At 39.2% G+C, this 2,647-nt stretch carries 1 protein-coding gene; it reads right to left on the bottom strand.

The features are described from left to right. Positions 1 to 2,073, bottom strand: a 2,073-nt coding sequence (locus AC3DU7_RS30690; protein ID WP_488043020.1) for an amylo-alpha-1,6-glucosidase, incomplete at its 3' end; no start/stop codon positions are given. Positions 2,074 to 2,647: the final 574 nt, after the last annotated feature.

Genomic DNA, 2,647 nt, shown 5'->3' with positions numbered 1-2,647 from the left:
CCAAGCTCGCAAAACTTCTGCAACACTCCACGCTTGAGCAATACAACCACGGGGTGTCATCGGTTCATTTCCATCAAAAATTTCACTGATGCTGCCAAGACCATGCACCGTTAAATGCTCTGCCATCGGTTTTAATAACTCTTCAGCTTTTGCTTGGTTGTTATAAACTCGTAGATGCGCTACAGCATAATGACCAATCAACCAACCCCAGACAGTACCTTGATGATAAGCACCATCTCGTTGATAAATATCGCCTCCATAAACACCCTTGTACTCAGAATCGTCACTAGCTAGACTGCGTAAACCATAGGGAGTCAATAGCTTGTGCGTACATATATCCATCACTTGTTTTTCCTGCTCTGGAGTTAGTAGAGGTGGGTAACTAAATTTCCCGATCGCTGGTAATGATAAGGCAAATATTTGATTAGGTCGCAAAGCAGCATCATTACCATTAGGTGTATCAAGTACATCGAAACAATAACCTTCCTCTTGATTCCAGAAACGAGCAAAACCCTTTTCCTTAATCAATCTTGCCAACCTTTCATAATCTAGATTATCTTTACCCAACTGTTGGGCAAACTTATCCATGATTTGCAGAGCATTATACCAGAGGGCACTAATTTCAATAGGTTTACCAATACGCGGTGTCACTACCCAATCATCTACTTTGGCATCCATCCAAGTAATCTGTGAACCTGCTTCTCCAGCATAAATTAAACCATCATCAGTATCTAACTGAATATTGTAGCGAGTGCCTCGGCGATAGTAGTCAATGATTTCTGCTAAAATTGGAAACAATTCTACTAAAAGTTGGCGATCGCCTGTAGCTTCATAGTATGCACGAACTGCTTCAAAATACCAAAGTGTAGCATCTACAGTATTATAATCTGGTGTACTACTACCGTCGGGGAAGCGGTTTGGCAACATTCCTTGGTCAACATACTCGGCAAAGGTGAGCAGAATAGACCGGGCGACATCAAATTGTTTTGTACAAATAGTTAAACCAGGTAAACTAATCATTGTGTCGCGGCCCCAGTCTTCAAACCAATGATAACCTGCAAGGATCGTTTTGCCGTATGGATGTTTGGGGGATTTGCGATCGACAATAAATTGGTTAGCTGCTAATACTAATTGGTTGATCCAGTCTGGGGTCTTTTTTGCAGTAGGTTGAGCTTTTGTCTGGGCAAATGATTTCCAGAATTTAATAATTGGATTTTTGACTTCTGAGTTAGATGTTTTGGTAGTGGTAAATTTTTGGATTATCTGTTGTTCGTAATTATGATGAAAAGCTAATTCTCTCTCGCCATTAGTAGTAGCATTTTCTTTTGTGCTGGCAACTATAGTTAGAGATTTACCTACTTCAATTTGTGCATCAAAAGTAACAGCGTGTAAGTGGTCTTCTAATTCTTGTTGACCACGATATTTTTCTACTGCTAAGTTAAATCCGTAATACCAATTATTGGCGGGTGTAGATACTACATTTTTGTCATCTGGATGAGTATCTGTCAGCAGATATAAGGGTGTTGCTTCAGGAAAAGCTCGTATACAGATTCCCTTTTTAATGTTTTCGGTGCTGATTTGCCAATCTTGAGCGCTGGTATGATGATGATGATCGCGATGGTTAACTAATGCTTTAATTTCCAAGTTTAAGGGTTGGCTACCATTGCGCAAATTATAATGAATATAGGTGGTGTTTTCTCCTTGCTCCATCCAGATCCGCTTCTCTAATACTACGTCTGCAAATGTAAATTTCCACACTGGTATTGTTCCTTCTAGGTAGAAGCTTTCTGTTTGTTGATAACCTTCTGGGTTTGCTGTGCCATCAGCCCAACGGTTACAGTAAAGAGGATAGTCTAGACCTTGATAATTGGCAGTTTCGTCTAGTTTTGTTAGCAATAATGTACGCCCTAATGGGGGTTTGAGTGCTGCTATGAGTAATCCATGATAGCGACGGGTTAGGATGTTAGCTACTGTGCCAGAAGCGTAGCCTCCAATACCATTTGTGACTAGCCATTCGCGGGATTCAGATATGTTGAGATTACTACAAGTTTCTCGATTGAAACTGATGACCATAAAATAAAATATTTACAATATATAAGTGCAGAGGTTTTTGTTAAAACCCGATTTCTTTATATCATATTCACGAAGGAAGAAGGAAGGAGGAAGAAGGAAGAAGGAAGAGGGAAGAAAAAAGGAGAAAAAAGAAGGGAATCAGCAAAATAATAATACTAATTTTCTTAATTTTTTAGACAATCCAGAAGCAATATTTTAGCTACAAAATTCTATTGATTTGAAACTGGTTTGAGTTTCTAACCACACTTATGATTTTTGGTTATATTATTTTAGTTGAATAAAAAGTCATGCGTAGGGGCGAACACCACCCAATAACAAAACTATATCAGAATTTTTTGCTTCGTGCAACCCTAATTTCCTTCCACTGTTCTTGGTGCTTCAGAAGATGAGGTTTGACCGAACATCAAGACTTTTTGGTTCTATGCCCTGTTGAAAAAGGGCGACAATGGCACAAAAATCGGACTGTCTGAAATTCATCATCAGCATCAGTCCTCAGCAACTTGATATTTGCGATCGCATCTAGTTCTATCTACAGATATTTCTTTGTTGAATAAAAAGTCATGCGTAGGGGCGA

It is taken from the genome of Okeania sp., assembly GCF_983059655.1.
Note: the sequence above shows the minus strand (reverse complement) of the source record. Positions and strands in the feature narration are given on the sequence as shown.